The following is a 20927-nucleotide window of genomic DNA, read 5'->3' as shown; positions in this document are numbered from 1 at the left end:
GGGGTTTTGAATGAAGTTGAGGCCCGAAGGGCCGATCAGGGCATATGCGTGTCGCACGAAACCTTCCCCGTGATTGTCCGGTCACTCTCTTGCCGGCCCTCCGGGCCTCCTCGGGTCTTTCTCCCACCTTTTCCGGGGGCTCGAGGACTCGCCCCCGGCTATTATCTGATCGGCCCTTCGGGCCTCGAGGGCGAGGGGGGGGGACGCCCCGCTGCAAGCCCGGGGAGGCCCTTGCAGTCTCCGACGCACCCCAGCGTGGGCCGAGGCGTGAGCGAGGGGCCTCGAGGCAATTCTCAATCGGCCCGTCGCTGGCGCTCCGGGTGCACTTGGCACACCCCCACATGGCCCGTATCCGGCGCTCCGGGTGCACTTGGCATATCCCCGCATAACCCGTATCCGGCGCTCCGGGCGCCGGCACGGGGCTTGGGGCTAATACCCCGGTATGCCGGGCAGGCCCGGGTAGATCATCAGCCACTCCCCGTTGCGGGAATGGACAAACGCGTGTCCCGCCACGCCCCCCCAGGCACGGGCGGCGACCCAGGCCACGGGCTTGACGGGGGCCGGGAACCGAACGGCCGGGTCGAAGGTGAGCTGGGCGCTGGCCGGGATCGGTTCCTGCACCGAGCCCACCTGCGTTCCGTCGGCGGCGAAGGCGACCAGGAGCAGCGTGTCGGGCGCCGTCGTCTGGTTCGTCAGCCGGATGGTCGTCTGTGCTTCCGCGGGGTCCGGGATGCACGGGAAGATGAGCAGGCTGGCCCCCTGGGTGATCCCCGCGAGCCCGTCGAAGGCCGGGGGCGACATCCGGGACCGGACGATCTCCAGCCCTGCGGCCTGTTCATATGCTCCCGCCATGACGGTTGCCGCCCCGGCGTAACGGGCCGGGTCGAAGAGTTCCCACACTTCCCGGGCGAGTTGCTGCATGGGGGCGAGCGGGATGAGTTCGTACCCCAGCTTCGCTCCCGAGGCCGCGTAGACGTCCGCCATGACGGTGGCGGGCTCGGGGTCCAGGTTCAGGAGGGCCAGGCCGGTGTACCAGGTGTCGTTGGGCGGCATCTCGTTGAGGTACATCCCGAAAAACCAGTCCTTCGGGACGTTCTCCCTCACCGCGTAGGCGGGGACCCCCGCCACGCCCTTCTCGACCCAGTTCCCGAACAGCTCGAAGCCCGCCAGCTCCCGCGTCGAATGGACCAGGACGCTGCGGATGGACAGCGGGTCCGTTACGGCGGGGAAGACGAGGCGGACCAGGCGGGCGTACTTGCCGTTCGGCGGAATGACGACGGTGTTTTCCCCGAGCTTGGCCCCGGTGTCCGAGAAAGCTTCCAGCAGGACCGCCGCCGGCTCTTCGGTGACGTTTACCAGGGTGAGGCCGGTGAAATAGGACCCGCCGGTTTCGGCGGATTCGTAGACGTAGGGAAGGGCCAGTCGGCAGAAACCCTCTTCCTCGAAGGGCAGGGCGGTGCGGGCTTGGCCGTCCAGGGTGCCCCACGACAGGACGCCCATCAGCTCGGCCTGGGTGGTGAGTTTCAGCCAGACGTCCCCCGCGAGGGTCTCCGGGGAGAGGAGGGTCGACAGGTCGCCCCCGAACGCGGCCAGGGCGGCGATGCCGCCCGGCAGTTCCAGGCTCTCCACCGGCGTGCCGGCGGCGTCGAAGGCCTCCAGGAGGACCGGGTGGGTGTGGTGGTCGGTGTTGGCCATGTCCAGGCGGCTCCACCAGTCCGGACCGCCGGCGACGTGGGCGAGGTAGTAGGTGTTGCGGACGGTGACCGTGGCGGTCCGGGTGTCGGCCGTTCCGCAACCGTTGGACACCCGCGCCCAGAACCGGGTGGTGTCGTCGGTCAGGGGCGGCGTCTGGAAAAGGGCCAGGGTGGCGTCGGGGACCGGGTGCGACACGTCGCCCGTCTCGCCCTGGTACCACTGGATCGACACGGGTTCCGTCCCGACGTAGCCCAGTTCCAGCCTGGCGCTCCCGTGGCTGCGAATCCAGGCGTCCGCCGGCTGGAGGGTGATCGCCGGGGGGGTGACCACCTCCACGATCACGATCCGCTCGTCGTAGCCGCAGGTGCCCGTCACCCGAAGCTTGAAGACCGTTCGCGCGGTGAGGCCGGGGAGGGTCAGGCCGGCGGCGTGGGCGCCGGCGATGGGGGTGAAGGTGACCCCGTCAGGGCTCGACCACCAGTCGTAGGTGTACGGGGGGGCGCCCACCAGGCCCGTTACGGTGAGCGTGACCGGTTCTCCGGCGCAGACGGAAAGGGGGAAGGAGAAGGCGGTGATGGCGGTGAGCGGGAGCACCGTGACGGTGCAGGCCGCGCTGTCGGCCGTCCCGCAGCCGTTGGTCACCCGGCACCGGTAGAAGCCGCTCGCCGCCAGCTCCGGGGTCGTCCAGGGGTTGGTGACGGCCCCGGGAACGTCCGCCCAGGCGCCGACGCCGTCGGGGCTCAGCTGCCACTGGTACGCCAGGGGCTCGGTCCCCGTGGCGGTGACCGAGAGGGTCGTCGTCTCCCCGAAGCAGATCGTGTCGTCGGCCGGCGGGACCGTGACGACCGGGGCGTAGTTCACCGTGACCTGGACGACGGCGCTGGTGTCGGTCCCGCAGGCGTTGGTGACGACGCAGCGGTACCAGGTGGTCTGGGAGAGGGCCGGGGTCGTCCAGGGGTTGCCGGTCCCGGCGTTGGTCCAGGACCCCACGCCGTCGGGGCTTTGCTGCCACTGGTAGGTTAGCAGAAACGATCCCGTGGCCGTGAGGGAGAGGGTGGCCGTCTGCCCCTGGCAGATGGTGCTGCCGGTGGGCTCCGCGGTGATGGTGGCGGCGGCGCAGGCGGTCACCGTGCCGCTGTCCGTGGCGGTGGCGCCGTCGAGGGTGGCGGTGCAGGTCCAGGTGAAGGTCCCCGCGGCGGTGTAGGTGTGGGAGACGGGGGAGCCGCTGCCCGTTGCCCCGTCGCCGAAGTCCCACGCAAAGGTGGGGGTCCCCGTGCAGCCGGTCCCCGAGGCGGAGGCCGTGAAGGTCACCGGCAGCGGGATGGCGCCGAAGATCGGGTCGGCGGAGGCGGTGCAGGTGGGGTCGCAGATGGCGAAGTCCGGGTTGGAGATGTCGAAGAAGATGTTCCCCACGGCCCGGACCTTGATTCGGGCGGTGGTGGTGTGCAGGGCGGGGACGATGACGGCCTGGGAGCCGTCGTTGGGGGTGCCGGCCGCCAGCGTGACGGGGAAGTTCAGGCCGCCGTCGATGGAGAGAAGAATGTCGACGCTGGCGCAGGAGATGGGGGCCGCCATGGTGCCCGCCACGTCCCAGGTGACGGTCTGGGTGGTGCCCGCCCCCCAGACGCCCCCCGCCGGGCTGGTGACCCGGAACGGCCCGGCGGTGCCCACGGTGGTCACGGTGGTGGTGTCGTAGTCGACCCCGCCGCCGCCCGCCCGGTTGTCACGGGCCGTCAGGACGAAGTGGAGGACCCGGGACGTGGTGGCCATGGATTCGCCGAACGTGGCGGTGTCGTTGAGGATGTCGGACAGCCGGGGGAGGGTCCGGGAGGGGCTGGTGGTGGGGTTGAAGGAGCGGAAGATGGGCCGGGAGCCGTCGTCGGTGTTGGGCGGGCCGGCCGTCCCCAGGTCGAACTGTTCCCAGCAGTAGGTCAGGGCGTCGCCGTCGGGGTCGGTGGCGGAGCCGGTGAGGGTGAAGGGGGTCCGGGCCGGGATGGTGTAGGCTGCCCCGGCGTTCACCGAGGGCGGGTTGTTCCCCGTGGCGGTGGTCACCGCGCAGGTGTTGCCGTTGCCCGTGGTGGAGTAGGCCACGATCTGGTCGAAGCTGCAGACGTGGAAGTAGGGGTCGCTGTGGGGCTGGAGGTCCTCGGCGCCGCAGATCCCGGCGTAGGCCTGGATGGTGGAACCGCTCCCCGGCTCGTAGGCGGTCGTGGGCTCGCGGTTACCCCCGCCGCAGTTGCTCGTGGTGCCGTTGAAGGTGTGCTGCCCGCCCCACTGGTGACCCATCTCGTGGGCCACGTAGTCGATGTCGTAGGGGTCGCCGACGGGGGCGCCGGACCCGGTTTCCCCGCGGGCCTTGCTCCCGCTCACGCAGGGGACCCACAGCGAGGCGAGCCCGCCGCCGCCGGTCCCGAAGACGTGGCCGATGTCGTAGTTGGCGTCGCCGATCACGGCGTCGCAGTTGGCCTGGTTCTCGTTGAGCAGGGCCGCCGCGGTGTCGTTGGTGTAAGGGTCCGTGGTCGGGTCGGTGTAGATGAGGTTGTCGTTGTTGGCCACCAGCACCATCCGGATGGCCACCTCGCGCTCGTAGACCCCCACGACCCGGTTCATGGTGGTGACCTGGGCGGCGTGGGCCCCGGCCACGGTCCCGCCGTGGTACTGGGTGTACTCGCCGGTGGCCGCGACGGCGGCCCGGTAGGTCCGCAGCTGGGTCCCCGAGGGGGCGAGCCGGCCCGGGGAGGGGGGCGGCGGGGTCCCGTCGAGGGGCAGGATCGAGTCGTCCCGATGGCAGCGCCAGTGCTCCGCCCCGGGCTTGACGAAGTCCCGTTTGAAGTAACTGAGATAATGAGTGGTGTCCCCGCGGCGGTAAGGGTCGATGAAGACCGCCCCGTTGACCCCGGAGAGGATCATGGCGTGGAAGCCGACGGGCGTGACGTCGAGCCGCGCCGTGGCCGTGGGGTCGTCGAGCCCCTGGCCCAGGTAGGTCCGGGTCTCGGGGTATTTCACCTGCAGGGCGGACTCCACGATGGGCGACTCCACCACCGCGAAGCGGCCGGAGGTCCCGTCGGGCAGGGGGAGGGTCAGGACCAGCGGGGATTTTCGCAGGACCACCGTCCCTTCCATGGGGGCACTCGCCATCAAGTGTTTCACCTGGTCCAGGTCGAGGGCGAGGAAGCGGTAGCGACGGGGGACGATCAGCCGCGGGCCCGCGGCCTCCAGCCGGGTCTCGTCGGCATCGCGCCAGAGCGCGGCCGCCTCTGCGTCCTGTGGCGCCGTGACCAGGGCCGTGGCGGACGCCGCACTCTGCGGCACCGGGGCAGGGACCTTCCCGGCCGCCGAGCCGGCCGTCGCCGGCTTCGCCCCGAGCGCGCTCGGAATCAGCAGGCCTGAAAACAGGATAACCAGGAAAATCGGCAGCCAGGCTCCGGGGTTGCGTTTCATGATCGCCCTCCACATGCGAAATTGCCTGCCCGGGAAAAAGTGCTCGGCGAATGGGGTTCGAGTGAGGCCTTCGCGGGCTGGGATTAGTATCTTTTTCATTCTACCCTGCGGCGACGAAAAGGACAAGAATTCTTTGTGTCCGCAGCGAGTCCCCGAGCCGCCTTGGGCGGCAGCTCGAAGCTCGCTGCCGCACTCCTGCTCGAGGACTCGCCGCGGGGGGGCGCTAGAGGCGCTTGAGGACGATGAGGCTGAGGTCGTCGTGGGGGCGGGCGTGGCGGACGAAATCGTTCACGGCCCAGAGCAGGCGGTTGCCGGCCTCGGCGGCGGAACAGGGGCGCAGGCCGGGCAGCAGGGCGTTCACGCGCTCGTCGGTGAAGAACTCGCCCGCCTCGTTCACTGCCTCGGGGAGGCCGTCGGAGAAGACCACCATCATGTCGCCCGGTTCGAGGTCGAGCCGCTGTTCGACGAAGGCGATCTCCGGCAGGATGCCGATGGGCGGCGCTTCGGGCTCCAGGGCTTCCGGGCCTCCCGCCCGAAGCACGAAGGGCGGCGGGTGGCCGGCGTTGAGGAGCTTCACGGCGCCCGACCCTGGTGCGAGTTCGAGGTAGACGAGGGTGGCGAACTTCCCCGGGACCCCGTCCCGGTAGAGGATGGCGTTGACGCGTCCGCCCAGTTCGGCCAGGTCGCGAGTCTCCGAAACCACGGCGCGCAGGGTGGCCTGGAGCTTGGCCATGAGAAGGGCGGCCCCCAGGCCCTTGCCGGCCACGTCACCCAGGGTGAGGGCCAGGCGGTCATCGTCCACCTGCAGGTAGTCCACCAGGTCGCCCCCCACGTTGTTGGCGGGGCGGGTGTACATCCAGATGTCCCACCCCGGCAGTTGCGGGTTGTCCGCGGGCAGGAGCGCCCGCTGGACCTCGCGCCCCACCTCCAGTTCGTCGTGGGCCAGGAGCTTGTCCTTGAGCTCCAGCATGAGGACGAAGAGGAGGATGAAGAAGCTGAAGGGGTTGAGGTGAAGCTTCAGGGTGAGCCCGCGGAGGCCGAAATCCATGCTCGGCAGGACGAAGAGGACGGCGGCGATCCCCACCAGGATGCGGCGGGCCGGGGTCAGCCGGAGGAACAGGTTGCGGAGGATCCACCCGGCCCGGGTGAAGAAGCGCTCGACGCGGTTCATGGACGCCAGGCGCCGGCGGTGCTCGTCGTCGAGGTAGAAGGTCATGAGGTCCTGCCAGTCCTGCTTCCAGGACCGGTGGAGGTCCCCCCGGCCCAGGTCGTCGAGGAGCGTCCTTCCCAGGTGCCTCTTTCCCGAATGCTGCTCCGGACCGTCGTGGGTGCTCATGTGACTTCCCGCGCGCAAGGGTTCGTCGATGCAACAGCCGCATTCTAGCAAAAATCATGCTCCCCCCCAACATAAACCACGCTTCATCGGACCGGGGCCGGACCGCCCGCCGCGGGACCACGGATGAACACGGGTAGACGGGAAAAGGAACCACGAAACACACGGAAGGAAAAGGAACCACGAACCACACGAACCACACGAACCACACGAACGAGGAATTCAGAATTTGGAGGGCAGGAGGCAGATGGAAAAGATCGTCGTCAGGAGGTTGTCGTCGGGAGACAGGAGAAAGGAGGTGCGTTTGGCTGGTGGAGCGCCATGGGATACGCCGCTTCTCTGTGCCTCCGTGTCTTCGTGAGAGACCTTCCGGAAGATCTATCCCGGCGGCGCGGCGCTCCGGCGAAGGTGCGCTCTCATCCCCCTTGGCCGCCTCAGAGGGCCGAGGGTTTTTCTTTGCGAGCCTTGCGCCTTTGCGAGATCAGGATCCGGACCGGCTCTCGCCAAGGCGCCAAGTACACGAAGGAAGACCGCTACGGCGCCTGCTGTGTCGCAGGACCTGTCAGCGCCTTCTGCCACGTCGGCTCAGCCTGTCCCTTTGGTCCCTTTGGTCCTTTGGGTCCCTTTGTCCCTTCACAACGCTGTTTCATCACGGCGCCCTCATGCCGGCGAGAAGCCCTGCACCCTCTGCCTTGTGCCCGCGCGCCGGTGTTTCATCTCCCGGTACCCGCCCCCGGAGCGGGGTGGGCGACGGCGTTGAAAAACCCTTCCGGCACGGGAGGGGGATGGCGTAAAATCCTTGCAAGATCCTCAGCCGCCGGCGTCGAAAGAGAGACATTGAACGAACGGGAGGAAGCCATGTTCAGACGCAACGCCCGAAACATCTTCTGGGACCTCGGCCTCGCCGCCCTCGTCGCCTTCGCCCTGACGGTCGTCCTCGCCGGGACCCCGGCGAAGGTCACCGGCGGCGCCGCCCCGGCGACGCCGGCCGCCACCGCCGCCACGCCGGCGAAAACGACCGCCCCGGCCACCCCGGCCAAGACCACCACGGGCAAGACGGCCAAAAGCGCCGCCGCCCCCAAGGCGGGCGCGAAGATCACGGGGGGGGCGCCAGGGACAAACCGCATCCAGCTCGCCATCCTGCTGGACACCAGCAACAGCATGGACGGCCTCATCGACCAGGCCAAGAGCCAGCTCTGGAACATTGTGAACGAGCTGTCCCGCATGAAGCGCAACGGCGTTTCCCCGGCGCTGGAAGTGGCCCTCTACGAGTACGGCAACGACCGCATCCCGGCGGGCGAAGGGCACATCCGCTGCGTTTCCAGCCTGACGACCGACCTGGACCTCATCTCCGAAAAGCTCTTCGCCCTGACCACCAACGGCGGGTACGAGTTCTGCGGCCAGGTGATCGGGGCCGCGCTGAGCGGCCTTCAGTGGAGCGCCGACCCCGACGATCTCCGCCTGGTCTACATCGCCGGCAACGAACCCTTTACCCAGGGCAGTGTCGATTACCGCCCGGTCTGTGCCCGGGCCGCGGGGAAGGGGATCGTGGTCAGCACCATCTTCTGCGGGTCTTCCCGGGAGGGGATCGAGGGGAAGTGGAAGGACGGCGCCGACGCGGGAGGCGGGAAGTTCATGTGCATCGACCAGAACAAGAAAGCCGCGGTGATCACCACGCCCCAAGACGCGGAAATCGCCCGTCTTGGCCAGGAGTTGAACCAGACCTACCTTGCCTACGGCGTCAAGGGGGCCGAGAGCAAGACGCGCCAGGAGGCCCAGGACGCCAACGCGGCCTCCGTGGGCGGTGCGGTGACGGCCCAGCGCGCCGTGGCGAAAGCCTCCACCGCCTACAACAACGCGTCCTGGGACCTCGTGGACGCCAAGAAGGAGGGCAAGGTGGACGTGGAGAAGCTCAAGGAAGAGGAGATGCCCGCCGAGATGCAGAAGATGACGCCCGCGGAGCGCGAGAAGTACGTCGAGGGCAAACGCCGGCAGCGCGAGGAGATCCAGGCGAAGATCCGGAAGCTCCAGGCGGAGCGTGATCAGTACATTGCCACCCAGCGCAAGGGAAACGCCGCCAGGGACACCCTGGACGAAGTCATCCTCGAATCGACCCGGGAAGCCGCCGGGCAGAGGGGGTACAAATGAACGCCCGACGCCTCGCCCTCCCGCTGCTCCTCCTGCTCGCTTCCGCTTTCGCCCTGGCCGACGGCCTCATCGTGATCCCGAGGCCGCCGGGCCCCGGCCCGGTGGCGCCCTTCCCACTGGAGGTCCGCGAGCACCGCGTGAAGGCCCTCGTCGAAGACCGTGCCGCCGTCACCGACATCGACCAGGTCTTCTTCAACCCGACCCACCTCCGGCTGGAGGGCGAGTACCTCTTCCCGGTGCCCAAGGGCGCGGTGATCTCCGCCTTCAGCATGTTCGTGGACGGCAAGGAACTGAAGGCGGAACTCCTGGACGCCGCCAAGGCCCGCCGCATCTACGAGGACATCGTCCGCACCCAGCGCGACCCGGCCCTGCTGGAGTACCTGGGCCGGGACCTCTTCAAGGTCCGGATCTTCCCCATCGAGCCCCGGTCCGAGAAAAGGGTGAAGCTCTCCTACCGCCAGGTGCTCGCCGAGGACAGCGGCCTGGTGGAGTACGTCTACCCCCTCAACACCGAGAAGTTCTCCTCGGCGCCCCTGAAGGCCGTCAGCGTGAAGGTGGAGGTGAAGTCCGCCTCCCGCCGGATCCGGACCCTGTACTGCCCCACCCACGAGGCCGAGGTGGCCCGTCACGGCGAGCGTTCGGCCGTGGTGGGCTGGGAAGCCTCCAACGTCAAGCCCGACACCGACTTCAAGCTCTACTGCGGCTTCGGCGAGGGCGACCTCGGCCTGGCGGTCCTCCCCTGGCGCCGCCCGGGCGAGGACGGCTACTTCTTCCTGAGCGTGGCGCCCGCTTTCGGGTCGAAAGCCGAGGAGACCGCCCCCAAGGACATCGTCTTCGTCTTCGACACCTCCGGCTCCATGGCGGGGGACAAGATGGAGCAGGCGCGCAAGGCGCTCCTCTTCTGCGTCAACAATCTGAATCCCGGCGACCGCTTCGAGGTGGTCCGCTTCTCCACCGAGGCGGAGGGGCTCTTCGGCCGCCTGGAGAAGGCCGACGCGAACCACGTGAAGCAGGCCGTGGACTTCGTCGGCTCGCTGAAGGCCATGGGCGGGACCGCCATCGAGGACGCCCTGAACCTGGCCCTTGCGGCCGAGGGGACCGGGGACCGGCCCCGGATGATCGTCTTCCTGACCGACGGCAAGCCTACCATCGGCGAGACGGACGAGACCCGCCTCATGGAGAAGATCCGCAAGGCCAACACGGCGTCGCTGCGCATCTTCACTTTCGGCGTGGGCTTCGACCTCAACACCCACCTCCTGGACCGCCTCACCGACGAGACCCGGGGCTGGCGGACCTACATCGCGCCCCACGAGGACATCGAGATCAAGGTCTCCGCCTTCTACTCCAAGGTCCGTTCGCCGGTCCTGACCGACCTCAAGCTGAGCGTCGAGAACGTCCGGGTTTACCAGGTTTACCCGCGGGAGCTGCCGGACCTCTTCAAGGGGTCCACCCTGACCGTCTTCGGCCGTTACAGCGGCTCGGGCGAGGGGAAGCTGGCTCTGGAGGGGAAGACCGCCGCCGGGCGCCGGAGTTTCGAGTACACGGCGTCCTTCCCCGGGGCCGCCGACCGATACGACTTCATCGCGCCCCTCTGGGCTTCGCGGCGGATCGGTTTTCTCCTGGAGCAGATCCGGCTCAACGGCGAGAACCGGGAACTGGTGGACGAGGTCACCGCCCTCGCCCGGGCGTGGGGGATCATCACGCCCTACACCAGCCACCTGATCGTGGAGGACGAGGCCCGCCGCGTGGCCGACCGGGTCCTGCCCGCCGACTTCCAGACCCTGGGCGGCGCGGCGACCTACGCCCCCGAGGCGGCGAAGAAGATGCGGGAGGAGTACGACGGGATCCGTTCCAAGAGCGGTGCCGGGAGCGTCCGGGCCAGCTCCGGCGTCCAGGACATGACCGCGGCCGAGAACATGGCCCAGGCGGCCCCGCCCAGTCCTGCCCTCGCCTACCGCGACCGGGAGGGCAAGGAGGCCAACGTCGCCCGGCAGGTCCGGAACGTCCGGGGGCGGGCCATGTACCAGTCGGGCGAATTCTGGAACGACGCGGCCCTGCAGTCGTCCCGGCCGGCCAACCTCAAGCGGATTCCGTTCGGGTCCGATGCGTACTTCAAGCTCCTGGACCAGGAGCCCGGCATCGCCGAGTTCATGTCCCTGGGGCGCAACGTGCGCTTCGTGCACAAGGAGCAGGCGTACGAGATCCACGAGTGAACGTTAGGCTGTAGGCTGAAGGGGGTTAGGCTGTAGGCTGTAGGGGTTTAGGCTGTAGGTCCGGAGGGGGTTCCCATCGGTATCGGTATCGGTATCGGTATCGCAATCGCAGTCGCAGTCGCAATCGCAGTCGCAGTCGCAATCGTAGTCGCAACCGCAACCGCAGTCGCAACTGAAGTCGCAACCGGGATCGGCGGCCGCTTGGGCGACGACAGCCCGCACCCCCCGATCTTCTCCCTGCCTTGCGGAGTGCGGCGCGCAGGCTGCCGGAGCGCCGCTTTGACCGCGCCGCACAGGCTGCCGGAGCGGCGCGGCCCCAACGCAGGCCGCGCGCATTCCGGAAGAGAGAACGCGAGGGCGCCACGAGAAGGCATCGCCGGCCTTCGGGAGCACGTGGGCAAAACGGGATGACACTGGAGTGAAAAGGGACGAAAGGACCAAAACGACCAAAAGGACAAAAAGGACGGCCGGCACGTTGCGGGATCTTCAGGGTGGCCTGACCGCCCGGCCCCTGGCCCCTGCCGCCCGGCCCGTACCCACGGCCCCCGACACCCGACACCCGACACCCGACACCCGACACCCGACACCCGACACCCCACCCCCTCCCTCAGCCTCTTGCATTTCGCCGCCTTGCCGCCGATAATGGCAGAGCCGGCCCGTCCCGGTAAACCCGACGGGAAAAAACGCATGCGATATGACCTGCCCATCCCTCTGAACGGTTCCACCCTCCCCTCCGGGCTCGCTGCCCTGCAGGGCCGTGGCCGGCTGGTCTTCCGCGCCCTGCTCCTTGCCGGCATTCTGGCCGGGTTGATGGTGCTGGTCTTCCTCGCCCGCCAGAATCGCGTCGTCCCGCTCCTGACCCCGGGGATCGGGGAAGCATCCGAAGGTCCCGGTGTTCCCGGGCCGGGGAAGCCGACCGACCCCGTCGCCGCGGGGGCAACCCCGTCCCGCCTCGAGGACCTCGACCGCGAACGGTTGTCCAACCCTGCCCGCTATGCCGCGGAGCGCCTCTATCTTCTCCACGTGGACCTCCTGGCGGCTTCCGGCCGTGAGGCCGACGCGGCGGGGATCTGCGAGGTGTGCGCCGCCTCCGACCCGCTCTTCCGCGACCACCTGCTCCGTAAACTGGCGGGGTTGTACCGGGTGCTCGGCCGGCGTCCCGAGGAGCGGGCGGTCCTGGGCCGGTTGGCGGCCTCCGCCGGGCCCGGTGAAGGGGACGACCTGGCGTTCCGCCTGGCGGAGAACCTGGCCGAGTCGGGCCGCACGGAAGAGGCGCTGACCGCCTTCCAGGCCTTGCGCCAGGGTCGCGGGGGCCGCCGCGCCGACGCCCTCCTGGCGGAAGCCCGCCTCCAGGTGGGTCGGAAAGCCTGGGAGGAGGCGTTCCCCCTCCTGGTCGAACTGACGGAGGGGGAGCGTTACCCCCGACAGGAGGCCCCCGCGGCCCTCCTCGTTGCTGCGACGCCCGAGGTCCTCGAGCGGTTCCGGGCCTCGGAGGAACTCCTCTCCGAGATTGCCCTCTCCCTCCTCCGCCACCGCGAGCTGGCCCCGGCGCTTAAACTGACGGAGGAACTCCTCCAGCGCTTTCCCGACTCGGCCCGGCGGTGGGAGTACCTCTTCGCGATGGCGCGCATCGCGGCGTACGACGGCGACGTGGACGGCGCCCTCGCCCGCTACGGCCAAGCCTTCGCCGCGGCGCCCGAGGGGAAGGCTGCGGGCGTAAGGGTCGCCGTGGCGCGCCTGAACCTGATGCACGGCCGGGATGCCGAGGCGGCGAAGCAGTACCGCCGGCTCCTGTCCGAGGCGAAGGCCCACGGGACCCTCTGCGACGCGTACACCCACCTCTCCAACCTGGAGCGCCGGGCCGGGCGGCCCGGTCCGGCCCGGGAGCTGCTCCGGCAGGGGGCGGCCGCCCTGACCCGCGGCTACCGCCTCAAACTCCAGTACCGCCTGGCGATTCTGGACCTGCGGGACGGGAACGCCCGGAAGGCCCTGGCGGCCCTGCACTCCATCCGGCGTCACCTGCCCCGCCAGGCCGGGCCGGACCTGCCGGAACCCGACGAGATCGACTTCTTCGAGGGGAGCGCGCGCGCGGCGCTCAAGGATTACCGGGGGGCCCTGGACACCTGGCTGGACGGTTGCAACAACGCAGAAAGCTACTACGCGTGGCGTTGCGAGGACGCCGCCCGGGACCTTCTCCGGACCCGGCCGGCGCTCGGTTCCGCCGCCGTGGCCCGACGGATGGAAAGACACGCCGCCGCCCTGAAGCGCCGCCGCCCGACGGACGCCTTCCGGGAGCTGGGACGCGTTCACGTCGTCCAGGGCGAATCCGCCGCCTGGACCGCCGGCCTGGCCGACCTCGTGCCGATCCGGGCACGGCTGGAACTCCTGAACGGGCTCGCTGCGCCCGAAGCGCCCCCGTCGGTCCCGGAGGGGTCGTCGGACGCGCTCCGGCGGGCCGTCGTGTTCCACCGCCTCGGGCTGTACCTCCCGGCGGCCGGTGCGTACGCCGCATCCGGAGAGGGGGAGTTCGCCCTCGCCTTCGGCCTGGAGGGTAACCGTGCCGGCCGGGTGAAGGATTACCTGGTGGCTTCGCTCCAGGCCCGGGGCGGTGATTTCCGGAACGCGCATCGCGGCGGTCAGCGACTCTTTTCTCAGTACCCCGCCGGGACGCCCCGTGCTCTCTTCAACCCCGGGATCACCGCCCTGTGCTGGCCCGAGGCTTACCCGGAGCCGGTCCGCCGGCACGCGGCGGAAAACGGCGTCGATCCCGGCCTGGTCTGGTCCGTGATGCGCGCCGAGAGCCGGTTTTCCCCCCGCGCCCACTCGCCGGCCTCGGCCCGCGGCCTGATGCAGGTCATGCCCGACACCGCCCGGGGCCTGTGCGCCCGGGCGAAACGGCCGCCCCCGGCGTCCCCGGAGGCGCTGTACGACCCGGATTTCAGCATCACCCTCGGCGCCTTCTACCTGGGGGAGTCCATGCGGGAGTTCGACGACCCGGGCGCCGCCGCGGCCTCCTACAACGCCGGCTTCGCCCCGGCCCGCTACTGGCGGGGCCTGAGCGCAGCGGCCGGGGACGACTTCTTCATCCCCGAGATCCACATCGGCGAGACGCGGCGCTACGTGAACCGGGTGCTGGCGGCCTGTCGTCTCTACAAAGCCCCCTACCCGGAGGCGGCCGCTCAACCTTGACGCGGTCGCAAAAAGTACCATCACCCTCCGGGTAATGGCTCAAACAAAGGCTTTACAGACACTGTTCCGTCCGTCTTCCGACTTTTTGCGAACCCGTCAAGCCTGTGTGGTTGAGGAAGGATCGTGCCCGAAGAACCTTCCGCCCTGGCCCGGGGCATTGTCGGTCGCGACGGCGGCGGCGACGGCGATACCGATGCCGATTGCGACGGCGATACCGATACCGATACCGATTCCGATACCGATTCCGATTCCGACCCCGACGAAATCCCTCCGAACCTACAGCCTACAGCCCAACCCGGATAAACCGGAGAGAAACCACGGATGAACACGGATGGACACGGATCATCCGGACGCTCCAGAAAAAAACAGGCGGTTTTTACCTCTCGCAAAGACGCAAAGACGCCAAGCCTCGCAAAGCCGGAAGCGGAAAAGGGGGATTCCTTTGCGAGGCTTTGCATCCTGGCGTCTTTGCGAGAGGCCTGTTACGTCGATTCCGGACCCGGATCGGCACAAGCGTGGCAAACCGGACGACGCTGCCGGGATTCCCTTCTTCGTCCCCGCATCGGGTTTCCCCGCTCTGAAAGCGGTGGGAGCCCACCGACGATTTCAAATCTTGCTCATTTTGCCAAAGAATTTACTTTGAAGGGACTACAGCCTACAGCCTACAGTCTACAGTCTACAGTCTACAGTCTACAGCCTACAGCCTACAGCCTAAACCCCTTCCCCCTAATACTGCACCACGTGGAACGTCGGCCCGGGATTGGCGCCCTCCGGGACGCAGAAGGTGATGAAACGGTCCTCGGCGTTGGGTCGGGGGGCCTTGACCAGCCGGCGGTAGAAGTCCCAGCGGATCGGGACTTGGGGCGCGGTTCTCCGCCGGCTCTCCACGTAATCGTAGGCCGTGTGGCAGATGCGGAAGCGGAGTTGCGGGTCCATCACCAGCCCGTCGAGCATCTGGATCATCTCGGCCCCGCTGCGGAAGAAGCGGCCGGTCACGTCGTGCTCCACCGTCCCCCGGTAGGCGGGGGCGTCCTGGACCACGGCCGCTGCGCCGAAGGCGGCGTACTCGAGGAACATGACGTCGGAGCGCGACCGGTTGTGGGGCGTGTCGGCGAGGGGGGCGATCCCGATGTCCAGCCCGGCGAGGAACTGGTAATAATCCTCCAGGGAACCGGACTCGTGGCGCCGGATCAGCGGCGGGGACGACTGGAAGAGGCCCTGGACCGGCTCGTCCCCCAGGATGGCCAGGAGGACGTCCCCGCGGGCGCGGGCCCACCCTTCCAGCAGGGGGGCCAGCCGCGCCATCTCGGCGAGGTCCGTGAGCGGGCCGCCCCACCCCACCACGACGGGCTTGTGCTTCCGCAGGGTCTTGAGGGGGGGGAGGTCGTCCATCTGGCTGGGGAACACCACCGAGGGGACCCCCGGGACGGCGAACCGTTCCTGGAGGCCCGGGCAGGGGAACTGCAGGGCGTCCACCCGCACCGCCGCCCGGAGAAGCGGGAGCCGGAGGTCGGCCAGGTAGTCGTCGAGTTCGGGATGCCCGGAGGGGGAGGTGATGTCGGCGGCGATCTCCAGGATGGTGGGGCAGCCGTCGGCGCGGCGCATCTCCAGCCACGACTCGTGCTCGCCGCCGGGGGTCATGTAGAGGACCAGGAGGTCCGCCGACGCGGCCAGGTGGGGGGCCGCGATGGCATCCTCCCGGCAGACCACCGTGTAGATGCCGGACAACCCGGCCAGTGCGCGGGCGGGGGAGAGCACCCGGTACCGGAGCGCATCCTCCCAGGTGGTGGCCGAGTAGATGAACCCGATGAAGAGGGACGTGTCCTCGCTCATTCCGCTCCTCCCATCCGGCACCGGGTTCGATGCCGGGGTTGAAGACTCACTATACCACAACGGGCGCCCCGTGGGTTCAATCTTCCTGCTCGCGGCGCTGGCGGCGGAACGGGGGCGGACACCTCGCGGGGAGTGAGCATTACGGTGACGTCCCCCGGTCCGGACGAAAAACCACCGCCCCATCAATTTTCGAACTTTTTCCCCCGTCGGATCGTACTGTTTCCTGACGCGGCGCCATTCCGGTCATTTCGCTTCCGGGAACCGCGCCGGGCTGATCGGCCCGGGCGGCCGGCCCCGGCGACACGGGAGCCTCCAAGGTCAAGGCTCCCGCTCGGGAGGGGAGCGCCGCGACATCAAGGAGGATCCACCATGAAAAAGGTTCTGCTCGTCGCCTGTCTTTCCCTGACGCTGCTTCTCCCCGCGGCCTTCGGCCAGACGGCCCAGCCCGGCCCGAAGGCCGCCGCCGCGGCCCCGGCGGCGAAGCCGGCCCCGAAGGCCGCCGCCACGAAACCGGCGGAGCCGGGCGCGCCGGCCAAGTACCTTCAGGCCTATTACCTCGAGAAGGAGAAGGGGGACTACGCCGGCGCCGCCCGCCTGTACGAAGCCGTGGTCGCCGCGAAGACCACCCCCGCGGAGTGGTTGGCCGTGGCCCGGGAACGGCTGGCGGCCTGCAAGGAGGAGGTGGCCGTGACCGACCTGGCCGCCCTGATGCCGCCCTCCCCGATGGCTTACCTCGAGATCGTCCGGCCCGGTGAGCACCTCCGCGGCCTGCTGGACCAGCTCGGCCTCCTGGCCGGCAAGGAGGCCCCGGCCGAGGGCGCCCCGCCCCGCCTCGCCCTCGACCCCAAACTGGTGGAGGGACTGGTGGGCGCCAAGGGCGTGGCGTTGGCCGTCACGTCCCTTGACCCGGAAACCATGCGGCCTTCCGGCGTCCTGGTTTTCCACCCGACGCACATGGACTTCCTCAAGAGTCTCGCCGAGACCCTTCTGCCCATGGCTCCCGTGAAGGTCCAGACCCTCCGCGGGTACAAGGTCTACGCGATGCAAGGGGTCTTCTTTGCCCTGACGGAACGGTTGATCGTTCTGGGGACCTGCCCGACGGAGATCGAGGCGGTCCTGACGCGCCTTCAGACCCCGGGAGCGCCCTCCCTGGCCACGGACCCGAAGATGGCCGATTTGCTCAAGGGTCGCAGGGAAGGCCTGCTGTTCGCCTACGTCAGCCTCAAGCCCTTCCTCCCCATGATCGGGCAGGGCCTGGACGCCATGGCCAAGTCCAATCCCCAGATGGGCATGTTCGTCCCCATGCTGGACGCGAAGAGCCTGAACGCCCTCAGCGGGCTGATCAACCTCGACAAGGAGGGGCTGCGGACGAACCTGTCCCTCCGGCTCGACGCCGGGCACCAGAACCAGTTCTTCAACTTCCTTCACCGGGCGCCTCTTGATCGCGATGCCCTGCGCGTGGTGCCCGAGGGCGCGGTGGCCCTTCTGGCCATCTCGCTGAAGGAGCGTCCCGCCGCCGCGACGCCGGCCGCGGGAGGGGCGGACATGCTCATGGAAATGGGTCGCCGGGCCTTTCCCGATGTTGACGGGGTTGTCCTCTACGCCCTTTCCCCGGTTCCGCCGGCCGAGGGCCAGCCGCCCCTTCCCGACGTCGTCGCCGCCATCACCCTGAAAGATCCCGCGAAAGTCCAGGGGTACTGGTACCCGATGCTGGGAATGGCTTCCGTGGCGGCCGGCGGTTCCTCCAAGGAGGGGACCCCGCTCGAGATCGACGGAACGCCTGCCCGGAGCTTCTCCTTCGGGAACATGACCCTCTACACCGCCACCGTGGGGAACCAGTTCTACATGGGGTCCACCCCCTCGGCCCTGAAGCGGACCCTGGACCCCCGGCGGGCGGGGAAGTCGGTCCTCGACGACCCGGCCTTCGCGCCGTCGCTGGCACGCCTCGGCCCCGGCACCACCCTGGTGTTCTTCGTGGACGCCGGCCGCGCCATGGGCATGGCCCGGATCTTCATGCCCCCGGCCGAAGCCGCGGGGATCGAGCCGTACCTCGGCCTGTTCAGCCGGATGTCCTCGGCCCTGACCCTGGACCTGACGGACCACCTCATGAGCCTGACCTCCACCGTGACCGGCCTCCCCGACATCAGCGGGGTGATCATGAAGGCGCTGGCGGAGGAACGGGAACGTGAAAGCCGCGACCAGGCCATCGACGCCGCCGTCGAAGCGGAGCAGTGGGACCAGGCCCTGACCCTGCTCGACCAGCGCCTGGCGAACGACCCCGACGATGACGACGCCCTGATGCGGAAGTTCAAGGTCCTGGCCGTGCACAAGAAAGACATGGCCGGCGCGACCGCGGCGGCGCAACCGCTGGCCAAGTCCATGTGGGAGGACGCCAAGGCCCTCAACAACCTCGCGTGGGCCCTCCTCACGGAGGAGCGCTACGGGAAGAACTTCAACGCGGTCGCTCTCGAGATGGCCCGGCGGGCCAACGAACTCACCGGGATGAAGAACTGGTTGTTCCTCGACACCCTGGCAGTGGCCGAGTTCGAGGCCGGAAACCCGGCGAAGGCCGCGGAGCTCGAGGAGATGGCCATCGAACGGTACATGGCCGGCAGGGAGGACCTTGCAACCCTGCAGAAATCCCTGCAGAAGTTCCGCGAATCCGCTTCCAAGTGAGACCGGGCGGGGCCCGGCGGCTTCCGGCCGCCGGGTTCCCGCTCGTTTTTGACTTTTTTCGACCCCGGCAATATTGACACGGTCGGAAAAAGCCCTATTTTGCCCGCGAATCACGCGAATGAACGCGAATCAGAAATCAATAGATATTATTCGTGTTATAAATTCGCGTATATTTGTGTTATTCGCGGGAAATCCCCCTTTCGCGACTTTTTGCGGGCTCATCAATATTGAACCCAAAGACGGCGGTCGGACCTGGGAGGGCTTGGCGGACTGAGGCCCGCAGCCGGGTGAGCCCCGCGCCTGGAGGCCGATCCGTGCGGCTTCCGGGCCTTCGGCCCGAGCCCCTGCAACCGGACCGCCTGTTTTTCCTCCAACCTTCTCCCCTGCCTGTGGTATTTTGAAAAGAGCGGGCCGAACAGGGGAGCATCATGCACAATCCCGAGACGATTGAAGAACTGGCCTGGCGCGTCCTGGACGGCGAAGCGACGCCGGAGGAAGCGGCACGGTTGGAATCCCTCTCGGCGGCCGACCCCGAGGTCGATCGCCTCCGCCGGGAGATCGGGACCCTTGCGACGAAGCTCCGGGAGAATCGAGACGTCGATATCCCCCCCGACCTCGAACGCGGGATCCTCGAAGCCCTTCCGCGGCCCGTGCCGTGGTTGAAGCGGCTCTTCGGTCTCGCCGGCGCGGTGCGGGGGAACGGCGGTCCTGCGACCCAGCAAGGAGAAGGAGGAATCATGCCCGGTTACAACCGTTTCCCGCTGAACCGCCTGGTGGTGATGGCGGCCGTGTGCAGCCTGGTGGCGTCGGCCGTCGTCTTCGTCACCCTGAACTACCCCTCCGTGGAGGAGTGGAAGACCATGGGGGCCATCGGCCGGAGGGATGTGTACCGGGAGCCCCAGGCAGGGCTTCCGGAGGGGACGGTGCAGGCCCCCAACACCCTCAACGCGGAGGCCTTCCGGCGGTGGACCCGGAGCGCCGAGTTCAAGAGCATGTGCGGCTCCGAGACCTACAAGATGCTCTACAGCCGCCCGGACGCTTTCCAGTCCCTGCTCCAGAACGAGGCTTTCAAGGACCTGGTCCTGGGCACCCAGGCGGGCGGCAGTTCCCTGATGCAGAATGCCGCCTTCCTGAACCTCCTGCAGAGCAGCGATTTCAAGATCGTTGTCGGGAGCGCCGCCTTCCAGGCCTCCGTCAAGAGCGCCTACCAGTCGGCCTACGGGACGATCCTGACCGGGAGTTCGGCCGGGTTCGGGCCGACCCTCCCCCAGAGCGCGCTGCAGGCGTCGGGGCAGGCCTCGCAGGCTGGGGGATCTTCGCTGCAGTCGGCCAACCAGGCTTCCCTGGGCGCCGCGAGCGCGCTGCAGTCCAACAACGCGGCCGCATTCGGGCCCATCATCTTCAGCCAGCTGCAGTCCGCCAACAAGTCCTCCTTCGGGCCCATCGTCCTGAGCGCCCTGCAGAACGTCCTCCAGAGCGCGGATTTCCAGGGGCTGCTCCAGGTCAAGGCCTTCCAGGACATCCTGGCCAACAGCGCCTTCGCCCAGCTCATGAACAACCAGGCCTTCGGCATCGTCCTGTCCAACCTGCAGTCGTTCGAGAGCCTGGCGTCCAACGCCGCCTTCAAGAGCCTCCTGGGCAGCGAAAACCTCCAGGCGCTCCTGTGCGGCCAGGCGTTCCTCTCCACCTTCCAGAACAACGCGGACTTCAAGAACCTCTCTGGGAGCGCGGATTTCCAGGCCCTGGCCAAGAGCGCGGACTTCCAGGCCGTGATGAAGAGCGCCGAGTTCCAAAGCACGTACGGGCCGACGTTCCTGAGCCTCCTGGGAAGCCAGGATTTCGGCGCGATGCTGAAGAGCCAGGCCTTCCAGTCCTACGGGTCCGCCTTCTTCTCCCAGCTGGCGGCCAACCCCACCTTCCTGAGCCTCCTTCAGAGCCAGTCCTTCGCGGCCTTGGCCAACGCCGGGATGCAGGCGGGCAACCTCGGGAATCTCTGGGAGAATGCCGCTTTCCAGTCGCTCCTGAAGAGCGGGCCCTTCCAGGCCCTCGGCCAGAACCAGTCCTTCGAGAGCTTCGTGAAGAGCGAGGCCTTCCAGGCCATGCTCGGGAACTCCCCGCTTCTCCAGCTCTGCAGCCACCCTTCCTTCGCGGGCCTGGTGGCTTCCGGGTCCTTCGGCGCCCTGGCGGGATCGAGTTCCTTCCTGAGCCTGTGCAAGAATGCCGCCTTCTTCAGCGTGCTGCAGAGTGCGCCCTTCCAGAACCTCATGCAGAACGCCCCGTGTGCCGCGATGCTGCAGAACGGCGCCTTCCTGTCCACCCTCGGGAGCTTCGGGCCGGCAGCGTTCCTGAGCACCCTCAACAACAGCGCCCAGACCCAGGCGGCGTTCGGCAGTCTCTGA

Annotated in this window: 9 protein-coding genes; 6 read left to right on the top strand and 3 right to left on the bottom strand. The window is 68.5% G+C overall.

Annotated elements, in window-relative coordinates:
* Positions 1-429 precede the first annotated feature (429 nt).
* Both KA419_08540 and KA419_08535 read right to left on the bottom strand, forming a co-directional pair.
* A complete protein-coding gene (locus KA419_08540) occupies positions 430-5136 on the bottom strand; it encodes a PKD domain-containing protein (GenBank protein ID MBP7865986.1) in 4707 nt (1568 codons plus the stop codon).
* Positions 5137-5359: 223 nt separating this feature from the next.
* Complete coding sequence (locus tag KA419_08535; GenBank protein MBP7865985.1) at positions 5360-6472, bottom strand: PP2C family protein-serine/threonine phosphatase; 1113 nt, start codon at positions 6470-6472, stop codon at positions 5360-5362.
* Between the two features lie 855 nt (positions 6473-7327).
* On the opposite strand from KA419_08535, the gene KA419_08530 reads away from it, so the two are divergent.
* The 4 genes from KA419_08530 (at position 7328) to KA419_08515 (ending at position 14322) form a co-directional block, all read left to right on the top strand.
* Positions 7328-8617 (top strand): VWA domain-containing protein, encoded by a 1290-nt coding sequence (locus KA419_08530; GenBank protein ID MBP7865984.1) that lies wholly within the window; start codon positions 7328-7330, stop codon positions 8615-8617.
* On the top strand, positions 8614-10830 hold the full coding sequence (locus tag KA419_08525; GenBank protein ID MBP7865983.1) for a VWA domain-containing protein: 2217 nt from the start codon (positions 8614-8616) through the stop codon (positions 10828-10830). Before KA419_08530 ends, KA419_08525 begins: the two co-directional genes overlap by 4 nt.
* Positions 10831-11517: 687 nt before the next feature.
* Positions 11518-14019: a transglycosylase SLT domain-containing protein gene (locus KA419_08520; GenBank protein ID MBP7865982.1), complete on the top strand. Its 2502-nt coding sequence runs from the start codon at positions 11518-11520 to the stop codon at positions 14017-14019.
* Between the two features lie 123 nt (positions 14020-14142).
* Positions 14143-14322 carry a hypothetical protein gene (locus tag KA419_08515; GenBank protein MBP7865981.1) on the top strand — a complete coding sequence of 60 codons (180 nt, stop codon included), beginning with the start codon at positions 14143-14145 and terminating at the stop codon, positions 14320-14322.
* A 423-nt stretch (positions 14323-14745) separates the two neighbouring features.
* On the opposite strand, the gene KA419_08510 is transcribed toward KA419_08515, so the two are convergent.
* Complete coding sequence (locus KA419_08510) at positions 14746-15852, bottom strand: glycosyltransferase (GenBank protein MBP7865980.1); 1107 nt, start codon at positions 15850-15852, stop codon at positions 14746-14748.
* Positions 15853-16221: 369 nt separating this feature from the next.
* Here KA419_08510 and KA419_08505 point away from each other — a divergent pair, with 369 nt between their 5' ends.
* Together KA419_08505 and KA419_08500 are read left to right on the top strand one after the other, a co-directional pair.
* A complete protein-coding gene (locus tag KA419_08505) occupies positions 16222-18528 on the top strand; it encodes a hypothetical protein (GenBank protein ID MBP7865979.1) in 2307 nt (768 codons plus the stop codon).
* 428 nt (positions 18529-18956) lie between these two features.
* Positions 18957-20927: a hypothetical protein gene (locus KA419_08500; GenBank protein MBP7865978.1), complete on the top strand. Its 1971-nt coding sequence runs from the start codon at positions 18957-18959 to the stop codon at positions 20925-20927.

This window comes from Acidobacteriota bacterium (assembly GCA_018001935.1).
Lineage (GTDB): Bacteria > Acidobacteriota > JAAYUB01 > JAAYUB01 > JAAYUB01 > JAGNHB01.
The sequence above is the reverse complement of the archived record's forward strand: the minus strand, read 5'-3'. Positions and strand labels throughout refer to the sequence as shown.

What these genes read in the sequence shown, in the direction of transcription:
- KA419_08520 (MBP7865982.1), top strand. Translation starts at nt 11,518, where the DNA reads ATGCGATATGACCTGCCCATCCCTCTGAACGGTTCCACCCTCCCCTCC.
- KA419_08505 (MBP7865979.1), top strand. Translation starts at nt 16,222, where the DNA reads ATGAAAAAGGTTCTGCTCGTCGCCTGTCTTTCCCTGACGCTGCTTCTC.
- KA419_08510 (MBP7865980.1), bottom strand. Translation starts at nt 15,852, where the DNA reads ATGAGCGAGGACACGTCCCTCTTCATCGGGTTCATCTACTCGGCCACC.
- KA419_08525 (MBP7865983.1), top strand. Translation starts at nt 8,614, where the DNA reads ATGAACGCCCGACGCCTCGCCCTCCCGCTGCTCCTCCTGCTCGCTTCC.
- KA419_08535 (MBP7865985.1), bottom strand. Translation starts at nt 6,472, where the DNA reads ATGAGCACCCACGACGGTCCGGAGCAGCATTCGGGAAAGAGGCACCTG.
- KA419_08540 (MBP7865986.1), bottom strand. Translation starts at nt 5,136, where the DNA reads ATGAAACGCAACCCCGGAGCCTGGCTGCCGATTTTCCTGGTTATCCTG.
- KA419_08530 (MBP7865984.1), top strand. Translation starts at nt 7,328, where the DNA reads ATGTTCAGACGCAACGCCCGAAACATCTTCTGGGACCTCGGCCTCGCC.
- KA419_08500 (MBP7865978.1), top strand. Translation starts at nt 18,957, where the DNA reads ATGCACAATCCCGAGACGATTGAAGAACTGGCCTGGCGCGTCCTGGAC.